The organism is Nguyenibacter vanlangensis, from assembly GCF_013376155.1.
GTDB lineage: Bacteria > Pseudomonadota > Alphaproteobacteria > Acetobacterales > Acetobacteraceae > Gluconacetobacter > Gluconacetobacter vanlangensis.
In genome coordinates this window covers 1-2,219 of the sequence record NZ_JABXXP010000478.1, presented here as the reverse complement: position 1 = coordinate 2,219, position 2,219 = coordinate 1, and the positions used below count along the sequence as shown (strand labels likewise).

Sequence of the window (2,219 nt, the reverse complement as noted above, 5' to 3'; positions counted from 1 at the left end):
CGGCCAGGCAGGAGGCGGCACGGGCCAGGGTGATGCCGCCGATGGCCACCAGCGGCACGTCGCCGACCAGCGCCTTCCATTCGCCCAGTCGTTCGACGCCCTGCGGCGCCCAGGGCATCTGCTTCAGCCGGGTCGGCCAGACCGGGCCGAGCGCGATGTAATCGGGCCGCACGGACAAGGCGCGATCCAGTTCGGCGGCCGAATGGGTGCTGACGCCCAGTTGGAGTCCGGCCGCGCGCATGGCCGTGAGATCGGCGCCGTCGAGATCTTCCTGTCCCAGATGGACGAAGCCGATCCCTTCGTCCAGCGCGATGCGCCAGTAATCATTGAGGACCAGGCACACGCCGTGCCGGTCGGCATGGGCGCGGGCCGCGCGGATTTCCGCCAGCAGGGCATCACCCTGCAGATCCTTAACCCGCAACTGGATCAGCCGCGCCCCGGCGCCGCCCAGCCGCTCGACCCAATTCGCCCGGTCGACGATGGGGTAGATCCGCGACGGCAGGCTCATGCCAGGACGGCCCGGCCCAGGACGGGCGTGGAAGGCACCGCCATGTCGCGCTCTTCCATCGGGTCGGCAGAGCGGGCGGCCAGCCCGGCTTCGACCGCGAGGCGGAAGGCGCCCGCCATGGCGACCGGATCCCCGGCCTTGGCCACCGCCGTGTTGATCAGTACCGCGTCATAGCCCAGCTCCATCGCCTGCGCCGCGTGGGACGGCAGGCCGATACCGGCATCGACGACCAGCGGCACGTCGGGGAAATGCGCGCGCAGGGCCCGCAGGCCGAACAGATTGTTCAGCCCCTTGCCCGAGCCGATCGGCGCCCCCCAGGGCATCAGCACCTGGCAGCCCGCCTGCAGCAGCCGTTCGGCGCCCACCAGGTCCTCGGTCATGTAGGGGAAGACCTTGAAGCCGTCCTCGGTCAGGATCCGCGCGGCCTCGACCAGCGCGAACATGTCGGGCTGCAGCGTGTCGGATTCGCCGATCACTTCCAGCTTGATCCAGTCGGTGTCGAAGATCTCGCGCGCCATCTGGGCGGTGGTGACGGCTTCCTTGACCGTATGGCAGCCCGCCGTATTGGGCAGGACCGGAACGCCCAGGCCGCGGATCATCGACCAGAATGCCTGGCCGGCCCGCAGCCCCGCCGATTCCCGGCGCAGCGAGACGGTCACCACGCCGGCCCTGGCCGCGCGCACCGCGCCCGCCAGAATGTCCGGCGAGGGATATTGCGCCGTGCCCAGCATGAGGCGCGAGGAGAGTTCGGTACCGTAGAACAGCATGGTCACCCCCCCTGCATCGGGGCCAGGATCTCGACCCGCGCCCCCTCGTCCAGATGCAGGGCGCCGCGGCGCGCCGCAGGCACGAAGTCGCCATTCACCGCCGTGGCGACGCGCGCCCCGCCATATCCCAGTTCATCCAGCACGGCGGCCAGGGTCGCGGCGGCGACGTCACGCGGTTCCTCGTTGACCAGAATCCTCATCTTTCCTCCCTCACCCCCACTGCCTGCTCACCCGTTGGGCGGCGTGCCGCATATGCCGCATATGATGTCGGCCGCCTGCCGCGCCCGGGCCGGCGACAGCAGGAAACCGTGGCGGTACATCCCGTTCACATTCACGATCCGGCCATCGACGGTGACCGATGGGACATTGTCCGGAAAGGACGGGCGAAGCCCAACTCCGGTTTCGACGATTTCCGCCTCGCCGAAGGCCGGGTGCAGCACATAGGCGGCCGTCAGCAATTCCACCATCGAACGCAGCGTCATGCCGGCGCCGCTTTCGCTCTCGACCATCGTCGCGCCGACCATGAACAGATGGTCCGCCCGCGGGACGATGTAAACCGGGATGCGCGGGTGCAACATGCGCACCGGGCGGTGCAGCGCGACGTCCGGGCAGCGCAGCAGCAGCATTTCCCCCCGCACGCCGCGCAGTCCCGGCAACCGGGTGCGCGCGGCGATGCCGGTGCAATCCACCACCCAGTCGAATCCCCGGTCGGGAAAATCGGGCGGCGCGTTCAGATGCACCTGCCCGCCCAGGGCCAGCAGCCGATCATGCAGGGCCAGCAGGGCGGCACGCGGATCGACATGGCCTTCGCGCGCGAAGAACAATCCCTTGCCGAATCGTCCGGCCAGATCGGGTTCCAGCGCCGCGATGCGCGCGCCGTCGATCAGGTCGTGCGCGCTGGTGCGGCGCGCGAAACGCGCGATTTCGCCGACATCGCGGGGCGG

The 2,219-nt window shown here is 69.9% G+C and carries 4 protein-coding genes; all 4 read right to left on the bottom strand.

Translation table 11 applies throughout. The features are described from left to right. Positions 1-508, bottom strand: a 508-nt coding sequence (locus HUK84_RS15530) for a thiamine phosphate synthase (RefSeq protein ID WP_176641092.1), incomplete at its 3' end; no start/stop codon positions are given. Further along, entirely contained in the window at positions 505-1,275 is a 771-nt protein-coding gene (locus HUK84_RS15525; RefSeq protein ID WP_176641091.1) for a thiazole synthase, read from the bottom strand. The genes HUK84_RS15530 and HUK84_RS15525, both read right to left, overlap by 4 nt. A gap of 2 nt (positions 1,276-1,277) precedes the next feature. Continuing rightward, entirely contained in the window at positions 1,278-1,475 is a 198-nt protein-coding gene (gene thiS, locus HUK84_RS15520) for a sulfur carrier protein ThiS (RefSeq protein WP_176641090.1), read from the bottom strand. A 27-nt stretch (positions 1,476-1,502) separates the two neighbouring features. After that, positions 1,503-2,219, bottom strand: a 717-nt coding sequence (locus tag HUK84_RS15515) for an FAD-dependent oxidoreductase (protein WP_176641089.1), incomplete at its 5' end; no start/stop codon positions are given.

Coding starts and splice junctions, on each gene's coding strand:
- HUK84_RS15525 (WP_176641091.1), bottom strand. CDS start 1,275: ATGCTGTTCTACGGTACCGAACTCTCCTCGCGCCTCATGCTGGGCACG.
- thiS (WP_176641090.1), bottom strand. CDS start 1,475: ATGAGGATTCTGGTCAACGAGGAACCGCGTGACGTCGCCGCCGCGACC.